Source organism: Mesorhizobium sp. P2_B5 (assembly GCF_056404775.1).
This window is the reverse complement of the sequence record NZ_JBFUDJ010000008.1, coordinates 39,107-60,288: the sequence shown is the minus strand read 5'-3', so window position 1 is coordinate 60,288 and position 21,182 is coordinate 39,107. Positions and strand designations below refer to the sequence as shown.

Sequence of the window (21,182 nt, the reverse complement as noted above, 5' to 3'; positions counted from 1 at the left end):
CTCAGCGGTCGGCTTCAATCGTCTGCGCAAGGCAGCCCAGCGGCGGTCAGGCCATCTTTGCCATTATCTTGGCCATATCCGCCGCGTCGAACGCTCTCAATGTCTGAGTTCTGATGTTGCCTAGCGATGCGATCGATAAGGCCATTGCGGTCGCAGCAATGTCGTCGTCGGCTTCGGCAATCGCCACGACATCATGTTGACCAAGCGTCCACAACAGGGTGTGAACCTTGATGCCGTTCTTGCTGGCCATCGCCTTGAAGGCCTCAGCGCGTTTCTGAGTATCCTTTATGCTCTTGATACCTTGATCTGTGAAATTTGACAGCAATACGTAATAAGCCATTTGTTCCTCCCATGGTGGGAGCGGGCGGGCACTCACGGCGCGTCCGCCGTCTCCCGAAACTACGATAACACGAGTCAGGTGCGCGAACCACTTGCGGCAAGGAAGGTCATGATCACCGTTTAATGGTCGCAACTGCCCCTGGAAGTTTCTTCAGCGCGGCGCGGCGGTCAGCTCGGAGGGGCGTTCGAAGTTACGTCTTTCCCGCCATGGCAGGGCGAAGGTCCTTCAGAATGACCGGCCGAGCGTAGTAGCGGCCGTCGCGTAATAAGAAATACCGATTGGCTCCGGGCCATGACGCTTGCAACCATTTGTTACGAATTTTGCAACAAGACAATGGCCGCAATGCCTTGCAAATCAAGGGCTTCAATGATTTCAAGGAGATAGGCTGGTGCTGCGAGAAGGATTGAACTCTGAACGAGCCCAATTAAATCAATAACTTACAAGGACTTTTGTAACATTGTGACGGACGACAAAATGGCTGAACGATCGCCTCCAAGGTGCGGGTTTCGGCTGCGCCAGGCGAAAGGCCTGTCGCAAGGCTCCACCTCATTGTGAAAGACGCTCCGCTACGGTCACTCCGTCCGTGATTCTATCACTCGGGTGCAGGACCACGCGATCCCCTGCTGCAAGGCCCGCCAGAACCTGTGCCGTCCGACTATTTCGCTGACCGACCTTAATGATCGTTGCCCGCGCACGGCCATCCCGGACCGCGAACACCGCCCAGTCGTCGCCTTGTCGGAACAGGGCGCCCACCGGCAGGGTCAGCACATCATCGGCTTTCCAGATCGTGACATGCACGATCACCCGATAATCATGTCCCAGAGGCGACCATTTCGCGGGAGGGTCGGCGAAGTCGATGGTCGTGCGGACGCGTTGTTCTTCAATGCCAAGTGCGGAAATCTTGGTGAAACCGGCTGGATCGACGCGGGAGACGCGGCCCTGGAGCGGCGGTCCACCCCAGTTGTCGATCCACACGGGCGCGCCTTGCTTGATCCGGACAGCATCGGTCGACAGCAGGTCCGCGACGATTTCGAGATCGACCGGATCACCGATTTCGATCAGCGGTGCACCGGCTTGGACCACTCCTTCGCTCTCCTGAATGATCTTCAGGACGCTGCCTGTCACGGGAGCGCGCAACTGTATGCAGCAAGCCGGATCTGGATCCGGGGCGACCCCCGACTGTTCACCTAGCCGTGCTGCAACGCTGTCGCGCTCATTTCGGCGAACCTCCAGCTGAGCCTTCGCACTGGCCAAGGCCGCTTCATTGGTCTCGACGTCGAACCTGGCTCCGTCGAGGACCTTCAGGGAGATCGCCTCGGTGCGCGCAAGCGCTTCGGCCCGCCCCAACTCCGTTCGCGAAAATGCAAGCGCGGCTTCGATACGGCGCATTTCGGCTGCCGCAAGGCTTACCGCCGCATCGGCCGCAGCCAGCGCCGACCGCAGCTCCTCATGGGTGCGCGCATCATGAAAGCTCGGCAGCGTCGGTTGCATCACCGCCACGACAGTTTCGTCCTTTGTGACCTGGTCCCCGATGTGGAGAGGTGGAGAGATGCGCAGGACCTTGCCAGCGATGGGGCCGGACACCGTATAGACGTGACGCACGCGCGTCTTTGCCTCGTCGTCGATCGTGACTTCCATGGGGCCTCTCGTCAGTGTTGCCAGATCCACTGCAATCGGCCGCGGCCATGCGGACCAGACGGCGCCGGCGCTCAACGCCACCAAGGCCGCAATGCCCAACGTTCGCTTCATCCAAATCGTGCGCATGGTTCAATCCCGCGTCTTGAGAACGGTGACTAGGTCCAGCTCGTTAAGTCTTCGACGAACAACGAGCGCCGACAGCACGGCCGCAGCTATTACGATCGCACTAGCGAGAACATAGGTGGATTGCTCGACGATCAGACGCACCCGCATCAATTCGCCGGCCAGGTTCTTCTGCATGATCCAGGCCAGCCCATAACCAATGACCCATCCAGGCGGCTGTGCGATCAAGGTGAGCAGGGTGAGTTCTAGGAGGAGGATGCGCAACACTTCTCCGCGAGTGAAGCCGAGGACACGCAAGCTGGCCAGCTCTCGCGCGCGTTCGGAAAGCGAGATGCGGGCGCTGTTGTAGACGACACCAAACGCGATGACGGCAGCCAGCGCGGTGTAAATGCTGGCCATTGTCGTGATGAGTAAGGCGACCAGCTTGCGGAAATTCGCCAGCGAGACGCGCTGCAGTGCCAGACCGCTGACGATAGGCATGCCCTTGATGGCAGCATAGAACGGCTCCCGGCTGTTCTGGTCGAGGCTAACGTTGATGCTGTTCAGCGACGGCGCTTCGCGCATCAGGCGCGCGAGCGTCTCTGAATCCATCATCCCGCGGATGCCGAAGTAATCTTCGACCAGCGCCGCCACAGGCACGACAACGGTCCGCCGCGTTCCTTCGAGCAGGTCGACCTCGACGGAATCGCCGACCCTCACTCCGAGGATCCTGGCAAGCATGCTCGAAATCGCCAGGCCCGCTTCCGGCAGAACGACTGGACGTAGGTCGACATCTATGATGCGGTTGAGATCGGCATCTCGCGGCCTGCCGCTGATCATGATCCGGCGCTCGACGTTTCCGCTCCTGATGCGGACCGGCACCTCGCGGTAGGGCTCGGCAGCGAGAACGCCCGGAAGCCGCGCAATCTGCAGAACGACGTCCCGCGGGCGTTTTTCGACGAAACTGACAGTGGCGTCCTGACGGTCGGCCAGGAAATACGTCACGTCGATGAGCTGCTCCATCGCATCGCCAGTGAAAAGTGAAACGATCAGGATGGCTGTCGCCAGTGCAATTCCAAGCGTCGTGAATAATGACCTGACTGGATGGCGGGTGATGTTGCGCAACATCATGGAGGTCGGTTGCGACATGAGCCTGTCGACGCCGAAGCTCGCCGGCAGCAGTCGCCGATAGCGCGGAGGCGCCGGCGCCTGCATTGCGACGGCAGGCGCCAATCGCACGACCTCGCGAAGCGCGCGCACCGCTCCGATGATTGCAGCGACGAGGCTGAGCGCGGCTGCGATGACGTAGACGTCCGGGCTCCCGGTGAAAACGAGGAACGGAAAATGGAAAAAGTCGCCGAACAGACTGGTGATGCGCGTGCCCAGCCACGTGCCGGCCGCACTGCCGATCACAATGCCGATCATCACGATGACGACGACAAACTTGAGGTAGTGGGCGACGATGCTGGCGTTGCCGTATCCCAGCGCCTTCATGAGCCCGATCTGCTCGCGCTCCAGAGCAACGAGCCGGCTGAGCGTCAGATTGACCAGAAATGCCGACACCAGAAGGAAAATCGGTGGCAGCGTTCGGCTCATGTTATTGAGCATGTCGAGTTCGTGGTTCAGCCAGGCATGCGAAGTCTGGTCCTTCCGGCCATAGGCCGCTCGTCCGCCATAGCGCTCGAGCATGGCGTCGAGGCGCATCATCACCTCGCTCTCGGACGCGCCACGCAGCAGCTTCAATGAAACGGACGAAAACGCGTCATCGAGGCCATAGGCGCTGCCGAGCGCTCTTTCCGACATCCAGATGAGGCCGAAGCGGCGGTCGTCCGGCATGATGTCGCCAGGCCCGACCGCGTAGATAAACTCGGGAGACAGCGCGATCCCGACAATCGTCAGTTCACGCTTTCGGCCGTTCAATATTGCCGAGAAGCGGGCCCCGGGCTGAAAGCCGTGGGACAAGGCAAAGCCTTCGTTCACCACGACCTCTTCGGCTCGTCCAGGCTCCGGCTTGCGACCAACGCGCATGTATAGGCGGTTGAGCGAAGCGTCATCGCTCTGCGGCAGGGAGATGACCTCGCCCGTGGCCGGCTCCAGATAGTCTGGTATGTCGAGCAGCACGAGTTTGGCTATTCGCGCGTCGACCGAAGCAACCCCGGGAATCTCGGCGATCTGGTCGACAAGCGTCCTTGGCGCGCGGCTCACCGTGGCAAAGACGTCTGCAAACCGGTAGCGTTCGTAGTATGCGGTGCGCGTCTCTTCGAGGGAACGGTAGGAACCAACAGCGAGAATGAGCGTCGCTACGCCTCCGGCAATGACGAGTGCAATCGCCAGCGCCTGCGCCCAGAGCCGGGCGAAGTCGCGAAGAAGCTTGATATCCAGCGCGCGCATGCGGATCACCAGACGAGCTCGGCGGCAGTCCGGCGCACCTCATTCCTGGCAATTTTGGAGATCTGACCGTCGGCAAAAAACAGCACGCGGTCGGCAACATTCTGGATGCTGGCGTTGTGCGTAATGATTAGTGTCGTGGTGCCGAGCTGCGCATTGATGCTGAGCAATGCCTCGATCACCCGGATGCCCGTTTTGGAATCCAGCGCGCCGGTCGGCTCGTCGCAGAGCAAGACATCGGGACGCTTGGCGATGGCGCGGGCAATTGCCACGCGCTGCTGCTCGCCACCGGAGAGCTGAGCCGGGAAATGATGCATCCTCGGCTCAAGGCCAACCAGCGCCAAAGCCTCCTCCGAGCGCATCGGATGATCGGAAATCTCCGTGACCAGAGCAACATTTTCGTAGGCCGTCAGGCTGGGGATCAGGTTGTAGAACTGGAAAACGAACCCGACGTGCTGCCGTCGATAGGCGGTCAGCCCGCGATCGTCGAGATTGGTCAGTTCCTGATCCCTGAAGAACAACTGGCCGCTCGTGGCATGGTCAAGGCCGCCCATGATATTCAGCAGGGTCGATTTCCCGCTGCCCGATGGGCCAAGCAGAACGACCATCTCCCCCGCCGAAATCTCAAGGTCAAGGCTACGCAATGCGAGCACCTGCGTCTCACCCGAGGTGTAGGTTTTGGTCAGCGCTTTTGCAGTGAAGACCGTGTCAGCCATGGCCGTTAGGGATTTTGAGGCACCTGTCGCATCGCTTGCCACAGTCACCCGTCGAGGCGACCGCGACATTGATGCAAGTCAAAATAGGGATCCGAGGCCGTCACCGATACCAGCACTGCCATCAACAAATTGCGGTTGTGAGCGTCAAAGTCGCCCGGATCGGCCGGTTCCGAGCCGGTATTGATTTGCCTCAAAGGAGGTCGGCGGCATCTACGCTAGGATGCCGCCGATTGGTGCTCGGGCGCCTGTTCACTTGAACTGAGCTAGGGATGAGGCGGATGAAAGCAAAGGATGTAATGACTGCAAAGGTTGTTACCGTGTCGCCTGACCACAGCGTAAGACACGCAGCGCGGATCATGCTGGATCAGCGCATCAGCGGCATGCCTGTCGTCGATGACAACGGCCGTCTGGCTGGAATTGTGAGCGAAGGTGATTTCCTGCGCAGGTCGGAGCTCGGTGCCTCGGCGTTTCCGGCAGGTGAGGCTCGTGGCTATGTGAAGGGCCACAGCTGGAAAGTGGCGGATCTGATGACCTCGGACGTTATCGTGACGGACGAGGAAACCCCGATAACCCGAATTGTTGCGCTGATGCGGGAGCATGGCATCAAGCGCATTCCGGTGATGAGGGGACAGCGTCTTGTCGGCGTCGTCAGCCGCGCCGATCTTTTGCGTGTTGTCGTTGCGACGAAGTTCGACGACGCGACGGCGGCAGGTGACGATGCGATCCGGCGCAGCATTCTTACCCGACTGCGAGACGACGCAGGGGTCGAAGGAGACGCGTTGACGCTTACGGTGAGCGATGGTCTGGTGCATTTTTCGGGTGCTGTCAGATCGCAGAGTGAACGGGATGCCGTCCGCGTGGTTGCCGAGGGCGTCAGGGGCGTCAAGGGTGTGTTCGACCACCTCTACCTGGCCCATCCGTGAACTGCAGCGATGCTGTCGCACCCTCGCGAGACCGATCATCCGGTGAGCACCTCTGCCATGCAAGACGATCTGGTGGCGCTGCAGCGGGAGACGTTCGACTACTTCATCCATGAAGCGAACCCCTCGAACGGTCTCATACTGGACAAGACCGAAGCGAATTGGCCCGCAAGCATCGCCGCCACCGGCCTTGCGCTGGCGAGCTATCCAGTGGGAGTCGAACGCGGATTCATGACGCGAACCGCGGCTGCGGAACGCACCTTGGTAACGCTGCGCTTCTTCTGGAACAGTCCACAGGGCCCGGAGCCGGATGCTACGGGATATCGCGGCTTCTACTATCACTTTCTTGACATGCAAACTGGCCGGCGAGCCTGGCAATGCGAGCTGTCGACCATCGACAGCACGCTCCTGCTGGCGGGTGCGCTGGCTGCAGGGCAGTATTTCGATGCCGACACCGACGCCGAAGCCGAGATCCGCACGTTGGCAGAGGCGCTCTATCACCGAGCCGACTGGCGCTGGGCGCAGGATGGGGGAGAGACTGTCACCCATGGTTGGACACCTGAGCAAGGATTCTTGAAGTATCGCTGGGAAGGCTATGACGAAGCGCTCTTGCTCTATGTCCTGGGGCTGGGTTCGCCGACACACCCCTTGCCCGAGAGCAGCTACGCGGCCTGGACCGCGACGTTTCGATGGGAGCATTGTTACGGCTACGACTACCTCTATGCGGGACCGCTATTCATCCACCAACTCTCGCACGTATGGATCGATCTCCGAGGGTTGCAGGATGCCTTCATGCGCGGCAAAGGCAGCGACTACTTCGAGAACAGCCGACGCGCCACTTTCATCCAGCAACGTTACGCGATCGAAAATCCGCGTGGATTTGAGGGCTATGGCGAACATTGCTGGGGCATCACCGCAAGCGAGGGCCCAGGCCCTTCCACGCTGTCGTTGAACGGCATCCAACGCCAGTTCGAGGGTTATGTCGCGCGCGGTGTCCCCTATGGTCCCGACGACGGCACGCTGGCCCCATGGGCCATTGCCGCCTCCTTGCCGTTTGCTCCGGAAATCGTCCGGCCGGCGATCAGCTTTTGCATCCATCAAGCCAAGCTCAAGGCCGCCAAAGCCTACGGGTTCAAGGCGGCCTTCAATCCGACGCACCCGGGAAGGTCCGACGACACATTCGGCTGGTGGATTTCGCCTTGGCATTTCGGCCTCAACGAGGGCCCCGTCGTTCTGATGATCGAGAACGAAAGCAGCGGCCTCTTGTGGCGATTGATGCGCTCGTGCGCTTATGTTCGCAGCGGCTTGCAACGGGCAGGCTTTGGAGGCGGATGGTTGCGAGAGTTTGATCAGGAGTCGTCGCCAACTGCTTGATCGGTTGGACCGGTTCGCGTGGATCCGGCTGAGAAATAGGCGAGCGTTACGTTTATGGCGTCTCCTTTGGAAGAGCGTTCCCGAACAATTCGACGCTACCCTCGGCCAGCAAGCCGGCGAGGGAAATCGCGTTCGACGGATGCGGAATGGAGTCCGTGCTCACGACCCTTTCAGCGCCGGCCGCCAACAGTTGCGCGTAGGCGTTTTGAGCGAACACGGGATGAATGACGATGCAGACTGCCGGAGGCAGACCAAGCTGCCTCAAATGATTCAGCGTTTCGATCATGGTCCGTCCCGACGAAGCGATGTCATCGACGATGATCGGGGTTCGGCTGCGAGCCGCATCGATCGAAGGGAGACTCACGTCGACGTCACGGTCACCTCGTCGGATTTTCGCCAGGATCTGATAGGCCACGCCGGCGCGGTCGGCGACGTCGGATACCCATTGGCTGCTTTCACCATCTGGTCCTATCAGGACGGCATTCGGGATGTTGTCTCTGATCCATTCAGAGATGAGAGGAGCCGTGGCCACCGCACGGGCTGGGATGCGAAAAAGCTCGGAGAGCCTGGGAATCCTGTGCAGGTGAGGATCTGCCGTCACCAGCCAATCGAAACTGTCCGCCAGGAAACGTGCGAACATTGGCGCACTTACGGCTTCGCCGGGATTAAACCGCTTATCCTGGCGCATGTAGGCCAGATACGGCGCAATAAGTCCAATGGAGCGTGCTCCGAATTCGCGCGCTGTCGCGGCCGCGAACCGCAATGGCAGAGCGAGTTCATCAGGGTTGCGGAGGCTGGCGACGAGGGCGACGTGGACGCCGTCCAGATCCTGTTCGACCGTGACCAAGGATTCGCCGTCCGGAAAGTGGCGCCAGTCCAGCCGACCGGTTCGTGCGCCCAGCAAGGGGGCTATTGCGTCTGTCAGGGTTCGTTGCAACGGGAAAGGAAGCAGCACGCGGGTCATTGTCCGACCCCGATTTCGAATATCTCCGGATGAGCCGAAGCATATTCCAGCGCATATTCCAGTTCTCCCGGTGACCGGGCATGGACGTGAAACAGCGGCTCACCGGCCTGGACACTGTCGCCGATCCGAACTCGGGAATCGGTCCCAGCCAGAGGGCTGCCTGGGGCGCCGGCGAGCTTGGCGATCCTTGCAAGCCGACGATTGTCGACCGCCTGAATCTGGCCATCGCGGCTGGCAAGAACTGGACTGATGTGTGGGGCCACTCCCGGCTCGGTAAAGCCGCCCTGTGCCTGGCAGATCGCCATAAACTTGCGGAGAGCCGCGCCACTGTCGAGCAGTGTGGACGCCACGGCGCGGCCTTTTCCTAGCACCGCCCCGGGCGCGGAATCGAGCAAGACGCCAGCAATGTCGAGCGCACGGCTGCGGAGATCGCGGGGCCCTGCCGCGTCGTTGCGCAGGACGCTAAGCACGTCCCGCGCCTCAAGAGCCGGACCGATGCCATAGCCGACGGGCTGGAGGCCATCGGTGCGGAGGACAGAGAGGTTAAGTCCAAGAGCTTGCGCCGCGGCAATGAGCCTTGCCTCGAGGAAAGCGGCGGCTGAGAAAGAACGCACCTTGGCGGTCGGTCCGATGGGAATGTCGATGACCACATGGGTAGCGCCGGCCGCGGCCTTCTTGGAAAGCACGCTTGCGACCAGTTGGCCGTCGCTGTCGAAGTCAAGCGGGCGCTCGATGCGGATCAGAATGTCGTCCGCTGGGCTGAGCCGAACATTTCCGCCCCAGACGATGCAGCCTCCTTCGCGCTCGACCACGCTTCGCATGGCTTCGAGATCCAGCGTCACCGGCGCCATAACCTCCATCGCGTCGGCCGTGCCGGCAGGAGAGGTTATGGCGCGCGAGGACGTCTTTGGGATTCGGTGACCGGCAGCAGCAACAATCGCAACGACAATGGGCGTGGTGCGGTTTCCGGGAAGGCCGCCGACGCAATGCTTGTCCAACACCGCGTCGCCGCCCCAATCTATGCGCTCTCCGACCGCCAACATTGCCTTGGTCAGAGCAATCGTCTCTTCATTGTCGAGCCGGTCGCCGGCGCAGGCCGTGACGAATGCCGTCAGTTCCATGTCTGAGAGGCGGTTGCTGACGGTGTCGTGCATTAGGGCAAGGAAATCCGACTCGCCGAGCCGCTGGCCGAAGACCTTCGCCCTTAATGCCGGTGCCGAGACGGGCGGCTCCGGATGGCTGAATACGGCGACTGCATCGGCGCCCGGTTGGAGGATCGCCCAAGCGGCCTCCGACAGTGCGGCGACATCCAGTTCGAGGTGATCATCGACAACCACATTAAGCGTGGCGACCACCTCGCGGTCGCCGCTGCGAGCCAGAACCCGGGTCAGAGCGGTGAAACCTTCCGACCGGCAGACGTGACAATCGCGATGCATGTAGACGACCGGTTGCTGATAGGTGTCGATACCCGCTCGGATGAGGCGTAACGGGCTAGGGGCGTCACTCATGCCTGCTGCTCCAGCGGCGGTGGTTGCGGCAGTTTCAGGCTCGCGACTGCGGCGAGACCCATCGCCGCGGCAGCAACAAGGAAGGTGGCGCCTTGCAGACGGTGGAAACCGAATAGCAGGCCGGCGGCCGCGGAGCCCACTGACAGCCCGAGGCTGACCGCTGCCGACTGGACGCCGAGTTCCAGACCTTGGCTTCGTGCGCTGATGCGTGACACCCAGTAGGCGAGCAACGGGCTGATCAAACCGGCCGAAGCCGAAACAACGGAAACCGCAAACAGCATTTCCGTGAGCCCGGCAAGTCTCGGCATAACCGCCAGACCGATCGCCATCACCAGGAAGGCAGGAGCCACAAGCAGCCTCGTCGCTGCCGGTTTGACGAGCGGCGAAAAGACAAGGCCCTGGACCGCAAACATCACAACGCTGCATGTCGCGAACATGAGGCCGAGCGCAGTGGGACCCATTGCGAGTTCAACGTTTCGCAACGTGAGCCCGACCTCGAATGCACCAAGCCCTGCCGCTGCCACGGCGGCAAGAGCGAGCAGCCGTATCTCTCCGGACACGAACATTGATGACCCGGGCTTGTTCGCCTCAACACGGGGGCCGGGCAGCTTTCCAGGCAGCACAGAGCACACGCCAAGCGCTGCCGCTACAGCGAGGCCGGACGCAAGAATGAAGGGAACGGTCTGTGGCGGGACAGCCGCCACGCCCAAGTCAAGCTTCAGTTCCGCCACGAGCCCGCCGAGCGTGGGTCCGACCAGGAAGCCTGCGATCGATGCCATGCTCATCCAGCCGAACGCTCTGGTGCGGCGATTGTCCTCACCTTCGGTGTCGGCAATGAACGCAAGTCCCGTTGGCCCCACGGCAGCCGCGAAGCCGCCATTCAATATTCGCCCGACATAAAGAACGAGTAGACTTGGGGCCAGCGCCGAAGCGGCCAGGGTGACGGCAAAGCCGATCAGACCAACGACAAGGACAGGTCTGCGCCCGATCAAATCCGACCACTTACCCCAGAGGAAAGCGGCGCCCACCGGCGCGGCGACATAGGCGGCGGTCAAGAAGCCAATCTGCCGCGCATTGAATGTCGGGTCTGTGGAACCGGCAAGCCGCTCGACCATCATCGGCAGGACCGGCAAGACGATTCCGTAGCCCAGCGCAACGACAAAGGCCGAGGCGAGAAGTGCGCCCAGGGCCCATCGCGACGTCGGCAGGCGAGCCTGCATCGACACGCTCATGCCTGGGCGCCCGTAGGGTGCTGATGAGCGACACCTTCGCTCATCGATGCGGCGGAAGGTCGAATGCCTTCGAGCCTGGTTCGCTTGAGCAGAAGAGCGTTGATGGCCACAAGAGCCGAGCTGCCCGACATTGCCAGGGCTGCGAGCTCGGGGCTCAGCAGGAATGGGTAAAACACGCCCGCCGCGATCGGGAAGGCGATGAGATTGTAGCCAACCGCCCACCACAGGTTCTGGTGCATCTTGCGTAGCGTGGCGCGCGAGAGTGTCATCGCGCCGACCACATCGTAGGGATCGCTTCTCATCAGCACGATGTCGGCGCTTTCAATGGCGACATCGGTGCCCGCGCCGATCGCAAACCCGACGTTGGCTTGCGTCAGGGCTGGCGCGTCGTTGACGCCATCGCCGACCATGCCGACCCTCAGGCCCTGTCCCTGCAGTTCCTTGATCTTCTCGGCTTTCTGCCCTGGCAAGACATCGGCCAGGACGATGTCGATGCCGAGCACGTCCGCGATGCGTTTGGCGGTCCCGGCATTGTCGCCCGTGAGCATCGCCACGCGTACGCCCTGCTCATGCAGTTTGGCGATCGTTGCGATGGCTGTCGGGCGCGGCGTATCGGCGATCGCGATCAGCCCGAGCAATTTGCCAGACCGTGCCACATGGATGACGGTGCGGCCTTCGCCCTTGAGCGTTTCGGCTTTCTCGCCGAGCGCCAGAAGATCGATTTTCTGCTCGTCCATGAGGCGTCGGTTGCCGAGGAAAACCGGATTTCCTCCGATGGCGGCGCTGGCGCCCTTGCCCTCGATGTTGAGAAATCCCGAAACCTTGGGAAGCGTCAGGTCTCCGGCTCGCTCGACGATTGCGACGGCCAGCGGGTGATCCGACCCCTGATCCACGGCAGCTGCAACTTGCAAAACCTCGTCGGGTGAAACGCCGGCGGCGGGGACGATTTCGACGACCTTGGGCTGACCCATGGTGAGCGTGCCGGTCTTGTCGAACACGATCACGTTGAGCTTGGTCGCCTCCTCGAGAGCGGCTGCGTTCTTGAACAGGATCCCGTTTGACGCGCCAAGGCCGGTGCCGACCATGACAGCCATCGGCGTGGCGAGGCCGAGCGCATCGGGACAAGCGATGACGAAGACGGTTATGGTCAAGGTCATCGCGAACAGCAGAGGCTGGCCGAGCCACCAGAACCAGACGGCAAAGGTCGCAAGCCCGATGAGGATCGCGGCGAGCACCAGCCATTGCGAAGCACGATCGGCGAGCAGCTGCGCCGGCGCCTTCGAGTTCTGAGCCTCCTGGACCAGCTTGACGATCTGGGCAAGCGCAGTGTCGGCACCCACCTTGGTAGAGCGGTAGCGCAGCGTGCCGCTCTTGTTGATGGTCGCCCCGATGACCTTGTCGCCGACCTTCTTGGTCACCGGCATCGACTCACCCGTCAGCATCGACTCGTCGATCGTCGACGTGCCCTCGACCACCTCGCCGTCGACGGGAAGCTTGTTGCCGGGCCGCAGGACCACGATGTCGCCGAGCACTACGTCGGCGGTCGCAACCTCGACCTCCTTGCCATCGCGGAAGACTGAGGCCCTGGGCGGGGCGAGGTCAAGCAAGGCCCTGATCGCGGCCGAGGCTCCGGCGCGAGCGCGCATCTCCAGCCAATGGCCGAGCAGGATGAACACGAGCAGCACGCTCGCCGCCTCGTAGAACTGCTGCCCCTCGAAGAAGAAGGTCGCGCCGACGCTGAACAGGTAGCCGGTGCCCACACTCAGCACCACCAGCACGGCCATGTTGAGGACCCCGTTGCGCAAGGCCCGCCAGGCGGCGACCAGGAAAGGCCAGACTGGGTAGAGGATCGCGGCGCTGGCTAGGAAGAACATCGCTACGTCTTCGCTCAGTCCTAAGGGCGGGCGCAACCAAGGTTCGCCCAGACCCATCGGCTCCATGGCGAAAATCGGCAGGGCGAAGATCAGGCTGACGAGGAAGCGGTTGCGCATATCCTTGACCATGCCCTGCATGTCCATGCCGGCGCCGTGTCCCATCTCATGGGCCATGGCGTCGCGCGACGCCTTGGCTGCAACCGTGGTCCCGCCCGCTGGAGCCGGCTCGATCATGGCGGCGTTCCCTCCATGATCGTGCCCGGCGTGCCCGGCGCGCCCGACGGTCGCGCGCGGATGCCCCGGCGGAATCGTCATGCTGTCAGGCATGCACAGATGCCGCGGCACGACCTCGCCGCGGCAATGGAAACCGCAGGCCTTGATTTCCCGAGCAAGGGTCTCCGGAGTCGTCCGCCCCTCATCGAATTCGATGGTTGCGGTTGTCGATCCCGCGTTCATCGCGACACCGGCGACACCCGGCAGAGCTGCCAGGCGTTTTTCGACCGCGGCGAAATCCATCATGCCGATGAGGTCGCGCACTTCCAGATTGATCTTTTTCATCATCGTTCTCCGTGCCGCGGTTCGTGGCAGCAATCGCACCGCTTGCGGTGTCTCAGCTTCGGTAGGCAAAGGTCGACATCATGCCGCTCGCCATGTGGTAGAGATGGTGACAGTGAAATGCCCATTTGCCGGGATTGACGGCATCGACGGCAATGGTGATCGACCGCATCGGCGGCACCAGCACGGTGTCGCGAACGGCGCCCCGGAAACGCTGCCCGTCAATCGCGACCACCTGGAAATGGTGGCCGTGAAGGTGCATTGGGTGAGCCATCATGGTGTCGTTGCGCAGCGTGACCTCGACCCGATCGCCCTTGTCCACGAGGATGGGCGCGCTGGTTTCGAGACCCCAGCGATAGGCAGCCATGTCGCCGGTCAGCGCCATTTCGAACGTTTTGTTCGCCAGGCGTGATGCAAGTGGCGCGATTGCTCGAAGTTGCGCCTCGAGCGTCAGGTTCAGAACCGGAGCGTCGACGTCAGCCGCTGGCCCGAGCTTGGCCACCGCCGCCCCCGCCGGACGCAGGACGATTCCGGTCCGTTCCTTGCTTCCCTCGCGCAGCGCCAGGATCGGAAAGGAGGTGCTGAGGTCGCCCGGCAACTGCACGCGCACGTCGATGCGCTGGCCCATCGTCATTGGAAAGTGCCGGCCCCTGACCGGTTCGACAGGCTGACCGTCTACCGCAATCAGTTCGCCGTCAAGTTCCCCGAAATCGATTGTAAACGCCGTCGCGGTGGCGCCGTTGATGATCCGCACGCGCACGCGTCCGCCCCGTTCGACCGGCACGATCTCGGGGTCGTTCAGGGACCGGTCATTGGCCAGATAGGCGTCATACTCGATGTCATTGATATCCATCACCATGCCGCCATCCTTCATCCCTGCCATGGCGTTGGTCTTCGCTCCCGACATATCCATGCCGTCCATCGACATGGAGCCGCCGGTGTTCTTACTCTGCAGCCCAGCCAGCAGTTCTTGAGGCGATGAGAACGAAAAATCGTGGAGCAGGACAACAACCTCCTGCTCATCCTTTGCGTCATCGGCGGGATCGGCGACAATGAGCGGAGCCGCGAGCAGCAATTGTTCCTGCAAGGTATGGGCGTGCATCCAGAAAGTGCCTGGCCCGCCGACCGGAAATTGGAAGCTGCGATCGGCCTTGGCGCTGATGAGCGGCAGTGGCGCGTCGGCGACGCCGTCGCTCGGCCACGGCGGCGTCAGTCCGTGCCAATGTATGATCGTCGGCTCGGCAGTCTCGTTTCGAAGCAGCACGTTGAAGGCTTCGCCCGCCCGCAAGCGCAGGCCAGGCGCGCCGTCGGCCCTTTGCAGGCCGAAGACACTTGCAGCTTTACCGTTCACCTCGATCGTGCGGCGCGAGATGCCAAGCGACTGGCCGCCCGACTGACCGGCAGAGGCTGCTGCGAGCAAGCCCGATGGGATTGCAAAAGCTGCTGCGCCTGCCACTGCGCCCTTCAGAATATCCCGGCGTTTCATGATCGTTCCTTTGTTTTCGACTTCGGATTTCAGAACTTCGTTATTTGGTTCAGCACACAGGATCAGGCCCAGGGGCTCTGCCCTCAAGGCGCACGGCGCTCGCGACCGGAGCCGAACAGCCTGGCCAAATGCGGGAAAAAGGCGGGCACACGAGCGGCATAACGGTCGTATGAGTCGCCGAACTCTTTTCTCGTTTCACGCTCCTCAATGAAGGAAAGTCGCACATACATGGCGACCAGAATGGGAAACATCGCCAGCGTCAGCAGCGTCGGCCATTGCACGAGGAAGCCCGCCATGACGAGGACGAAGCCGACATATTGCGGGTGCCGGATGGAGGCATATGGCCCACCCGTTGCGAGCCGATTGTGACGCTGCGCTTCGTAAAGCACCCGCCAAGCAGTCGAGATCAGCATGAATCCGCCGCCGATCAGGAAGAAGCTGAGAACGTGGAAGGGGCCGAAATGCGGATTGAGACGCCAGCCGAACATCATCTCCGAGAGGTGACCGGCATCGTGCGAGAACCAGTCGATGCCGGGGTATCGTGACTGCAGCCACCCCGAGAACAGGTAAATCGTCAGGGGAAAGCCATACATCTCGGCAAACAGTGCCACCAGGAAGGCGCTGAAGGCACCGAAGGAGCGCCAGTCGCGGCCGGTTCGCGGCTTGAAGAAGCTGAATGCGAACAGGATGAAAACCGCCGAATTGACTATGACCAGGCCCCAAAGGCCGTAGGCAGGAGATTGCTCGACCATCGTCATGCTCCTTCGTGGTGGGTGGTGCCGTCATGCGCGCCCGGCTCAGGTTCCTTCTGCCTGGCATGGCCGCCGTGACCGCCATGCCCGCGGTGGCCGCCATGCATGAACATGTGAAGCAGAGGACAGGCGAGCAGCAGCAGAAAGGGAAGGACACCGAGGGTATGGGCCCAGTGCTCCGTGAGCAGGAAAAACGCGGCGATCAGCAGGAAAGCGATCGTGACAAGGCCGGTCTTCGAAGTCCAAAACCTGCCTGCCTCGGCCTCCGGTTCTGGTTCGGACCCGGCCGGCGGACCGGACATGCGGTAAACGTTGTTGGTATTCATGGGATGGGTTCCTTATTTGTCAGCGGTTGTCATTGCGGGAGCTTTCGAGCCCATAGGCGGCGAGGCTTACGGCCCAGACCAGCGCGCAGACGAACAGTGGCCACCTGAAGTCGGAGCCGATCGTGAAGTTGACCACCGACATCAAGCCGATGGATGACGCTCCTCCGACCAGAGCGCCGGCCACCGCGACCGGATGGCGCGCGCGGAACGCGGTGATTGCCAGCGCAATCAGGAGAACGCCAGTGGCCAGGGCGTAGCCGCCGAGCACCCGGAAAACTTGCGTCAGCCACATGGCAAGACGCGGACCGATGGCTTCGAGCTCGGCAACCGAGAGGTTCATATAGCGGACATCCTCGGGCAATAATGGTGGCCTGAGGGCGATGAAATACAGTCCGATGCCGGCGATGATCATCCCCGCCAGAGCAAGAGTGACGGACGACGTCGTCCATGGTTTGACTGTGGCTTTCATGGGCTGAACCTTGACTTGCATTACCGGCGCCCCGTGGCGACGACATTGTAGATCGAGGCATAAACGACACCCGCCAGCAGCCCGACGATGCCAAGCCCGAGAACGCCGTAGAGAACACGGACGGGGCTTATCGGCGCCGTAGACCTGACCGCGCTGAGGTCTAGCCCGTGCAAGATGGCACCGAAGAAATCGAGTGTTGCCTCTGGCCAGATAGCGACTGCCAACGCGCAGAGCATGCTCATCAGGGCCGACGTCACGCCCAGAGCAATGCCGACGGACAGGACGCTGAGTTTGTCCATGTCATCCTCCCGTCACTTCGCGTGTTGCTTGAGCCAATCCTGCATGGCGGCGATCTCGGCCTGCTGAGCCGTGATGATCTGATTGGCCCAAACCTTGACCTGATCATCCTTGCCTAATTGCAGAACCGCACGGGCCATGTCGATCGCCCCCTGGTGGTGCGGAATCATCCCCTGGACGAAGGCGACATCGGGATCGCCGGCTTGGATGCCCTGCATCATGGGTGCATCCATTCGCTTCATCGCGTCCATATAATTTCTGGACGCCTCGGACATGTTGGCGGTGCCCATCGGCATGTTCGTCATGCCGCCTTGACCCTGCATCATCCCGCCTTGCATGCCGCCTTGCCCACCCTGCATCATGCCCCCCTGCATCATCTTCTGCATCATCGGCATCATTTGCTGCATCATGGGAGCCATCTTCTCCATCATGGGCATCATCTTCTGCATCGTGGACATCATCGCCGTGCACTGCTCGGGCAACCCGCCCGGCATCGCCTGTGCGGCCGGAGCAGCTGTAGTGGCTTGCGGCGCATCGGCCGCCGGATGGTGCGGATCGGTCTGGGCAAATGCCGCGCTTGAAAGAGTTGTGAATGCTGCAAACGTGATCAATCGAAGGTGAGTTTTCATGACAGTTTCCTTGTCGTTGGTGTGAAGCGATAGGCGGGTGCGGAGGGCAGCCCAGATCGCCGCTGCCGGTCACGGTTTCGCGGATCGTTCGCGCGCTATGGGGCCTTGACGGGCACTGCTGGATTCAACGGCCCCAAGCACGGCGACGGCGCGATATCAGGCGAAAGTCTGGGGAGGTTGCAGGAGAGCCTCGGGGTCGATGCCCGTTGGCAGGAATGCCTTGCCCGCCATGAACCGGACGGCAACCGGCGCATCATGAAGAACGTCGAAATCGCCAGAGGAAATGCCTGCAGCACAACAGCCGGAGCCGGCCGACTGTAAGCAATCCAGGCAGCCATTACATGGCGCGCGATGGTTGTCCTGGTCTGTGGACGCGACGTGACCCATCACCTTGTGCAAAGGGTTCGACAACGCAACGTCTGTGGTGACGCCGACGCCCATTGCAGAAGCCTGTTCGGTAAGACCAGCAATGGCACCGCCCGCGATCAGGAGGATCACGGCTAGCAGCAAGCGAAGCTGGGCCAAGGCGATTTTCATGGATTTAGTGTAGCCCAACTGTATGTCGCCACTTTGATGCAAATCAATGCTCGTGAGCGTAGCCAATCCGAAACTCGTATCGTTTCAGCGGCCGGCAATAAGGAGATAACTACGTGCTCACAGTCCCCGGCGTGGCAAAAGCCAGCACGTCCCTGTCGGGGCGGCTCAACCGCAAATGCTTCTGCATAACGCTGGACCGGACAGCGCTCTGGGCCGCGCTGGATCGCGAAGCCGGAGAGCCCGGCTTCTGCGAAACCTTGATGGCGTCGCGGCCGCATCTGTTTTCCAACGTCCCGGTCTTCCTCGCCGCGTCCGCCCTCGATGAGATGCAGAGAATCGTCGTCGCCATCGAGAGGACAGCAAAGCTGCCAGCCTACCGCGAAACGGTTCTCTCCTGGGCTCCCGAAATTGCGCAGAGGGATTTTGGACCCGTCGGCGCTCTCATGGGCTACGACTTCCACCTCGACGATGACGGTGCCAAGCTGATTGAGGTCAACACCAACGCCGGCGGGGCTTTCCTCAATGCCTTGCTGGCCAGGGCACAGAAGGCTTGCTGCTCCGAGGTCGATCGGGCGTTGATCGGCGCTAGGGACGATCATTTCGAAACCAGCGTAATCGCGATGTTCGAGAGCGAATGGCGCAGGCAGCGTGGAGCCGGTTCGCCGCGAAGGATCGCGATCGTCGATGATCGGCCTGAGGAGCAGTATCTCTATCCCGAATTCGTGCTCGCCAGGCAGTTGCTGCTGAGGCACGGCATCGAGGCGACGATCGGGAACGCGAGTGAGCTGAAATATGATAGCGGAAGGCTTCGGCTCGACGGACAAGAGATTGACCTAGTCTACAATCGCCTGGTCGATTTCACACTCGATCGCCCGGAACATGCCGCGCTCAGAGCGGCCTATCAGGACGGCGCCGTGGTGCTCACGCCCAATCCGCACAACCATGCGCTCTTTTCTAGCAAGCGCAATCTGACATTGTTATCCGATCCGGCGGCGCTGGATGCATTCGGCCTTTCTCCGGAGATGCGCTCGCGGCTCGCCGGCATTCCGCGGACCACACTGGTCACGCCCGACAATTCGGATGCCGCCTGGCAATTCCGCAAGGACATGTTCTTCAAGCCGCTCTCAGGCCACGGCAGCAAGGCGGTCTACCGCGGCGACAAGGTGACGAAAGGTGTGTGGGCGGAGATCGCCCGTGGTGGCTATGTGGCCCAGGCGTTTGCCTCACCCGGACAGCGCATGATCGAGATCGATGGCGCACCTGCACCGCGCAAGATGGACGTGCGGCTCTATACTTATGATGGCCAGGTTCTGCTCGCAGCCGCGCGCCTCTACCAGGGCCAGACCACGAATTTCCGGACACCCGGCGGCGGATTTGCTCCGGTCTTAGTCATCTGACCAAGGAGGTCGGCTGTTGCTCGTCGATTTCGGCAGGCCGGTGCGCAAGCCCAGATTGCACAGACTCATCGACGTGGTCACGTTGAGATGAATGGGATCGCCTCGTTGTTGGCCGAGAGAGCGGTCTCAAGGTCAGGGACAGCGGCGCCGTCGGAACCAAGAACCTGAACTATGTCGCGCGACGACGGACAAGGTCCGATCAACGTGACCGAGGCATACCCCTATCAGCATTTCGTCGCTGATCTCGGCCTAAGCCCGCACGGCTCGGCGGCCGACGCCTCCGGCAGGTCTGATTTTTCCGGAAGGCCAACCGAACAGACGCAGCTATTTCATCATCATGGCATGCGAACCGTGGTCGCTTACTTGCGCGGCGAACCAGTCATGAAGAGCCTTCACCGTGGCAGGATCGTGCGTCGTGAATGTCATCTGGGCTCCTAAAGGCAGTTCCTGATAAGCGACGCGAAGGTTCTGGCCGGCCGTCTTCAGGACTGAGAGCCCAGGCATTTGTTGGCCATGGATGGTGGCCGGATCGGAATAGTCGCCCCGCGCAAACTTGTCGGCTTCCTGGCGCAGATGCGACCGGATTGCCGCGATCTGCGCGGAATCGCCATCCCGGGAAAGCACCGTTTGCACACCTCCGGTGGGCGTCTGCTGGAACATGTGCATAGCTCGCTGCTGATCGAATGGCATGACCGTTACACCCTTCCGCTCCACCTCGGCTTGTTGTGATGGACTGGCAACGGCCTGCTGCCCCACGGCCGGCGTAACCATGACGGCGGCGATGGCGGTAATGGATGTGCTGGCGAAGACAATGCAAATGGTTCGATGTCTCATGGTGATCTCCTTTTTCACCACCATGCACCGCTATGTGCCTTGAGCATATGACCGCGATCATATCTGTGAGCGCGTTCGCACGATCATCCCCTTGCGCCGCTGGATTGATCCGTCGCGTTCCAGGGCAGCCAGTGTCCTGTAGAACACTTCATGGGTCAGACCGAGTTCCGGCGCCAGATCCTTGAGCGGCCGATCAAGAACGATTTCCGATCTGTCGTGCAAGGACAGCCAGGCGAGGACGCGGTTGCGTGCCGGCCGGATGTCGCGGATTTCAATCCGCTGGCGAAGGTCCTGCAGTTGCCACGAGAGATGGCGCGTCCACGCCAGCGCGACGCTATGGTCCCGGTCAAACAGGTCGAGCATCGACTGCTTTGGCACACCGAGCACCTGACTTTGCATCATGCCAATGGCATCGCAGTGGTGATTTTCAGCAAACAGCGCCGCTTCTGCAAGACTGTCGCCAGGTCCTGCCACCTGCGTAACGACGAAGTTTCCGTCTGGAAGAGGGCGCCGCAACGCGATCTGTCCCGACTCGACGAAATAAACCGCGCGAACCGGATCACGCTGATGGAAGAGGTAGGCTCCCGGCTGCAGCCAGGTATGCCGCGCCGACGTCAGCAGACTGGGCGGCAGAATACGGCGAAAATCGGCGGGCGGTGAGCTTCTCAACGGGAAGGTCCCTGTGTTGGCGCATCAATCGGTCAGCGTTGTAGATATTTGACGAGCGCCGCGATCGCGAGCACGAGGGCGACCAACAACATGATCCAGACGAGGCCCATGCCGCCCATCAACCACATGCCGCCCGACCCATCCCATCATGCTCGCCGTTCCACGATTGGCGAGT

Annotated in this window: 20 protein-coding genes; 3 read left to right on the top strand and 17 right to left on the bottom strand. The window is 61.6% G+C overall.

Going from position 1 to position 21,182, the window contains the following annotated elements; translation table 11 throughout:
• Positions 1 to 46: 46 nt before the first annotated feature.
• The 4 genes from AC1D1N_RS23355 to AC1D1N_RS23340 all read right to left on the bottom strand — a co-directional run bounded on the left by AC1D1N_RS23355 (position 47) and on the right by AC1D1N_RS23340 (position 5,184).
• A complete protein-coding gene (locus AC1D1N_RS23355; RefSeq protein WP_436258292.1) occupies positions 47 to 340 on the bottom strand; it encodes a GYD domain-containing protein in 294 nt (97 codons plus the stop codon).
• Between the two features lie 546 nt (positions 341 to 886).
• Complete coding sequence (locus AC1D1N_RS23350; protein ID WP_477351325.1) at positions 887 to 2,104, bottom strand: efflux RND transporter periplasmic adaptor subunit; 1,218 nt, start codon at positions 2,102 to 2,104, stop codon at positions 887 to 889.
• Between the two features lie 3 nt (positions 2,105 to 2,107).
• Positions 2,108 to 4,471 (bottom strand): ABC transporter permease, encoded by a 2,364-nt coding sequence (locus tag AC1D1N_RS23345; protein ID WP_477351323.1) that lies wholly within the window; start codon positions 4,469 to 4,471, stop codon positions 2,108 to 2,110.
• A 5-nt stretch (positions 4,472 to 4,476) separates the two neighbouring features.
• Positions 4,477 to 5,184: an ABC transporter ATP-binding protein gene (locus AC1D1N_RS23340; protein ID WP_436261902.1), complete on the bottom strand. Its 708-nt coding sequence runs from the start codon at positions 5,182 to 5,184 to the stop codon at positions 4,477 to 4,479.
• A gap of 278 nt (positions 5,185 to 5,462) precedes the next feature.
• Here AC1D1N_RS23340 and AC1D1N_RS23335 point away from each other — a divergent pair, with 278 nt between their 5' ends.
• Positions 5,463 to 6,107 carry a CBS domain-containing protein gene (locus AC1D1N_RS23335; RefSeq protein WP_436258289.1) on the top strand — a complete coding sequence of 215 codons (645 nt, stop codon included), beginning with the start codon at positions 5,463 to 5,465 and terminating at the stop codon, positions 6,105 to 6,107.
• A 57-nt stretch (positions 6,108 to 6,164) separates the two neighbouring features.
• Positions 6,165 to 7,478, top strand: a complete 1,314-nt coding sequence (locus AC1D1N_RS23330) for a glucoamylase family protein (RefSeq protein ID WP_477351321.1) — start codon at positions 6,165 to 6,167, stop codon at positions 7,476 to 7,478.
• Positions 7,479 to 7,530: 52 nt separating this feature from the next.
• Here AC1D1N_RS23330 and AC1D1N_RS23325 read toward each other — a convergent pair whose 3' ends face one another.
• The 11 genes from AC1D1N_RS23325 to AC1D1N_RS23275 form a co-directional block, all read right to left on the bottom strand.
• Entirely contained in the window at positions 7,531 to 8,442 is a 912-nt protein-coding gene (locus tag AC1D1N_RS23325; RefSeq protein ID WP_477351319.1) for a ribose-phosphate pyrophosphokinase, read from the bottom strand.
• Positions 8,439 to 9,950, bottom strand: a complete 1,512-nt coding sequence (locus AC1D1N_RS23320) for a thymidine phosphorylase family protein (protein WP_477351317.1) — start codon at positions 9,948 to 9,950, stop codon at positions 8,439 to 8,441. The genes AC1D1N_RS23325 and AC1D1N_RS23320 overlap by 4 nt, the downstream gene beginning before the upstream one ends.
• Entirely contained in the window at positions 9,947 to 11,170 is a 1,224-nt protein-coding gene (locus tag AC1D1N_RS23315; protein WP_436261901.1) for an MFS transporter, read from the bottom strand. Before AC1D1N_RS23315 ends, AC1D1N_RS23320 begins: the two co-directional genes overlap by 4 nt.
• An 8-nt stretch (positions 11,171 to 11,178) precedes the next feature.
• On the bottom strand, positions 11,179 to 13,614 hold the full coding sequence (locus AC1D1N_RS23310; protein ID WP_477351315.1) for a heavy metal translocating P-type ATPase: 2,436 nt from the start codon (positions 13,612 to 13,614) through the stop codon (positions 11,179 to 11,181).
• A 52-nt stretch (positions 13,615 to 13,666) separates the two neighbouring features.
• Positions 13,667 to 15,097 carry a multicopper oxidase family protein gene (locus tag AC1D1N_RS23305; RefSeq protein ID WP_477351313.1) on the bottom strand — a complete coding sequence of 477 codons (1,431 nt, stop codon included), beginning with the start codon at positions 15,095 to 15,097 and terminating at the stop codon, positions 13,667 to 13,669.
• Between the two features lie 83 nt (positions 15,098 to 15,180).
• Complete coding sequence (locus tag AC1D1N_RS23300) at positions 15,181 to 15,849, bottom strand: methyltransferase family protein (protein WP_477351311.1); 669 nt, start codon at positions 15,847 to 15,849, stop codon at positions 15,181 to 15,183.
• A 2-nt stretch (positions 15,850 to 15,851) separates the two neighbouring features.
• Complete coding sequence (locus AC1D1N_RS23295; RefSeq protein WP_436258283.1) at positions 15,852 to 16,175, bottom strand: DUF2933 domain-containing protein; 324 nt, start codon at positions 16,173 to 16,175, stop codon at positions 15,852 to 15,854.
• A 19-nt stretch (positions 16,176 to 16,194) separates the two neighbouring features.
• The gene (locus AC1D1N_RS23290; RefSeq protein ID WP_477351309.1) at positions 16,195 to 16,644 is read right to left on the bottom strand and encodes a hypothetical protein; all 450 of its coding nucleotides are present in this window, start codon (positions 16,642 to 16,644) and stop codon (positions 16,195 to 16,197) included.
• 20 nt (positions 16,645 to 16,664) lie between these two features.
• Positions 16,665 to 16,943, bottom strand: a complete 279-nt coding sequence (locus tag AC1D1N_RS23285; protein WP_436258281.1) for a DUF5676 family membrane protein — start codon at positions 16,941 to 16,943, stop codon at positions 16,665 to 16,667.
• Positions 16,944 to 16,955: 12 nt separating this feature from the next.
• Entirely contained in the window at positions 16,956 to 17,570 is a 615-nt protein-coding gene (copM, locus tag AC1D1N_RS23280; RefSeq protein WP_477351307.1) for a CopM family metallochaperone, read from the bottom strand.
• A 156-nt stretch (positions 17,571 to 17,726) separates the two neighbouring features.
• Positions 17,727 to 18,173: a hypothetical protein gene (locus AC1D1N_RS23275; RefSeq protein ID WP_477351305.1), complete on the bottom strand. Its 447-nt coding sequence runs from the start codon at positions 18,171 to 18,173 to the stop codon at positions 17,727 to 17,729.
• Between the two features lie 47 nt (positions 18,174 to 18,220).
• Between AC1D1N_RS23275 and AC1D1N_RS23270 the strand changes: the two genes are divergently transcribed.
• The gene (locus tag AC1D1N_RS23270; protein WP_477351303.1) at positions 18,221 to 19,504 is read left to right on the top strand and encodes an ATP-grasp domain-containing protein; all 1,284 of its coding nucleotides are present in this window, start codon (positions 18,221 to 18,223) and stop codon (positions 19,502 to 19,504) included.
• A 324-nt stretch (positions 19,505 to 19,828) separates the two neighbouring features.
• Here AC1D1N_RS23270 and AC1D1N_RS23265 read toward each other — a convergent pair whose 3' ends face one another.
• Positions 19,829 to 20,338 carry a hypothetical protein gene (locus tag AC1D1N_RS23265; protein WP_477351301.1) on the bottom strand — a complete coding sequence of 170 codons (510 nt, stop codon included), beginning with the start codon at positions 20,336 to 20,338 and terminating at the stop codon, positions 19,829 to 19,831.
• 57 nt (positions 20,339 to 20,395) lie between these two features.
• On the bottom strand, positions 20,396 to 21,007 hold the full coding sequence (locus AC1D1N_RS23260) for a Crp/Fnr family transcriptional regulator (protein WP_477351299.1): 612 nt from the start codon (positions 21,005 to 21,007) through the stop codon (positions 20,396 to 20,398).
• Positions 21,008 to 21,182 lie beyond the last annotated feature (175 nt).

What these genes read in the sequence shown, in the direction of transcription:
- AC1D1N_RS23355 (WP_436258292.1), bottom strand. Translation starts at nt 340, where the DNA reads ATGGCTTATTACGTATTGCTGTCAAATTTCACAGATCAAGGTATCAAG.
- AC1D1N_RS23350 (WP_477351325.1), bottom strand. Translation starts at nt 2,104, where the DNA reads ATGCGCACGATTTGGATGAAGCGAACGTTGGGCATTGCGGCCTTGGTG.
- AC1D1N_RS23345 (WP_477351323.1), bottom strand. Translation starts at nt 4,471, where the DNA reads ATGCGCGCGCTGGATATCAAGCTTCTTCGCGACTTCGCCCGGCTCTGG.
- AC1D1N_RS23340 (WP_436261902.1), bottom strand. Translation starts at nt 5,184, where the DNA reads ATGGCTGACACGGTCTTCACTGCAAAAGCGCTGACCAAAACCTACACC.
- AC1D1N_RS23335 (WP_436258289.1), top strand. Translation starts at nt 5,463, where the DNA reads ATGAAAGCAAAGGATGTAATGACTGCAAAGGTTGTTACCGTGTCGCCT.
- AC1D1N_RS23330 (WP_477351321.1), top strand. Translation starts at nt 6,165, where the DNA reads ATGCAAGACGATCTGGTGGCGCTGCAGCGGGAGACGTTCGACTACTTC.
- AC1D1N_RS23325 (WP_477351319.1), bottom strand. Translation starts at nt 8,442, where the DNA reads ATGACCCGCGTGCTGCTTCCTTTCCCGTTGCAACGAACCCTGACAGAC.
- AC1D1N_RS23320 (WP_477351317.1), bottom strand. Translation starts at nt 9,950, where the DNA reads ATGAGTGACGCCCCTAGCCCGTTACGCCTCATCCGAGCGGGTATCGAC.
- AC1D1N_RS23315 (WP_436261901.1), bottom strand. Translation starts at nt 11,170, where the DNA reads ATGCAGGCTCGCCTGCCGACGTCGCGATGGGCCCTGGGCGCACTTCTC.
- AC1D1N_RS23310 (WP_477351315.1), bottom strand. Translation starts at nt 13,614, where the DNA reads ATGAAAAAGATCAATCTGGAAGTGCGCGACCTCATCGGCATGATGGAT.
- AC1D1N_RS23305 (WP_477351313.1), bottom strand. Translation starts at nt 15,097, where the DNA reads ATGAAACGCCGGGATATTCTGAAGGGCGCAGTGGCAGGCGCAGCAGCT.
- AC1D1N_RS23300 (WP_477351311.1), bottom strand. Translation starts at nt 15,849, where the DNA reads ATGGTCGAGCAATCTCCTGCCTACGGCCTTTGGGGCCTGGTCATAGTC.
- AC1D1N_RS23295 (WP_436258283.1), bottom strand. Translation starts at nt 16,175, where the DNA reads ATGAATACCAACAACGTTTACCGCATGTCCGGTCCGCCGGCCGGGTCC.
- AC1D1N_RS23290 (WP_477351309.1), bottom strand. Translation starts at nt 16,644, where the DNA reads ATGAAAGCCACAGTCAAACCATGGACGACGTCGTCCGTCACTCTTGCT.
- AC1D1N_RS23285 (WP_436258281.1), bottom strand. Translation starts at nt 16,943, where the DNA reads ATGGACAAACTCAGCGTCCTGTCCGTCGGCATTGCTCTGGGCGTGACG.
- copM (WP_477351307.1), bottom strand. Translation starts at nt 17,570, where the DNA reads ATGAAAACTCACCTTCGATTGATCACGTTTGCAGCATTCACAACTCTT.
- AC1D1N_RS23265 (WP_477351301.1), bottom strand. Translation starts at nt 20,338, where the DNA reads ATGAGACATCGAACCATTTGCATTGTCTTCGCCAGCACATCCATTACC.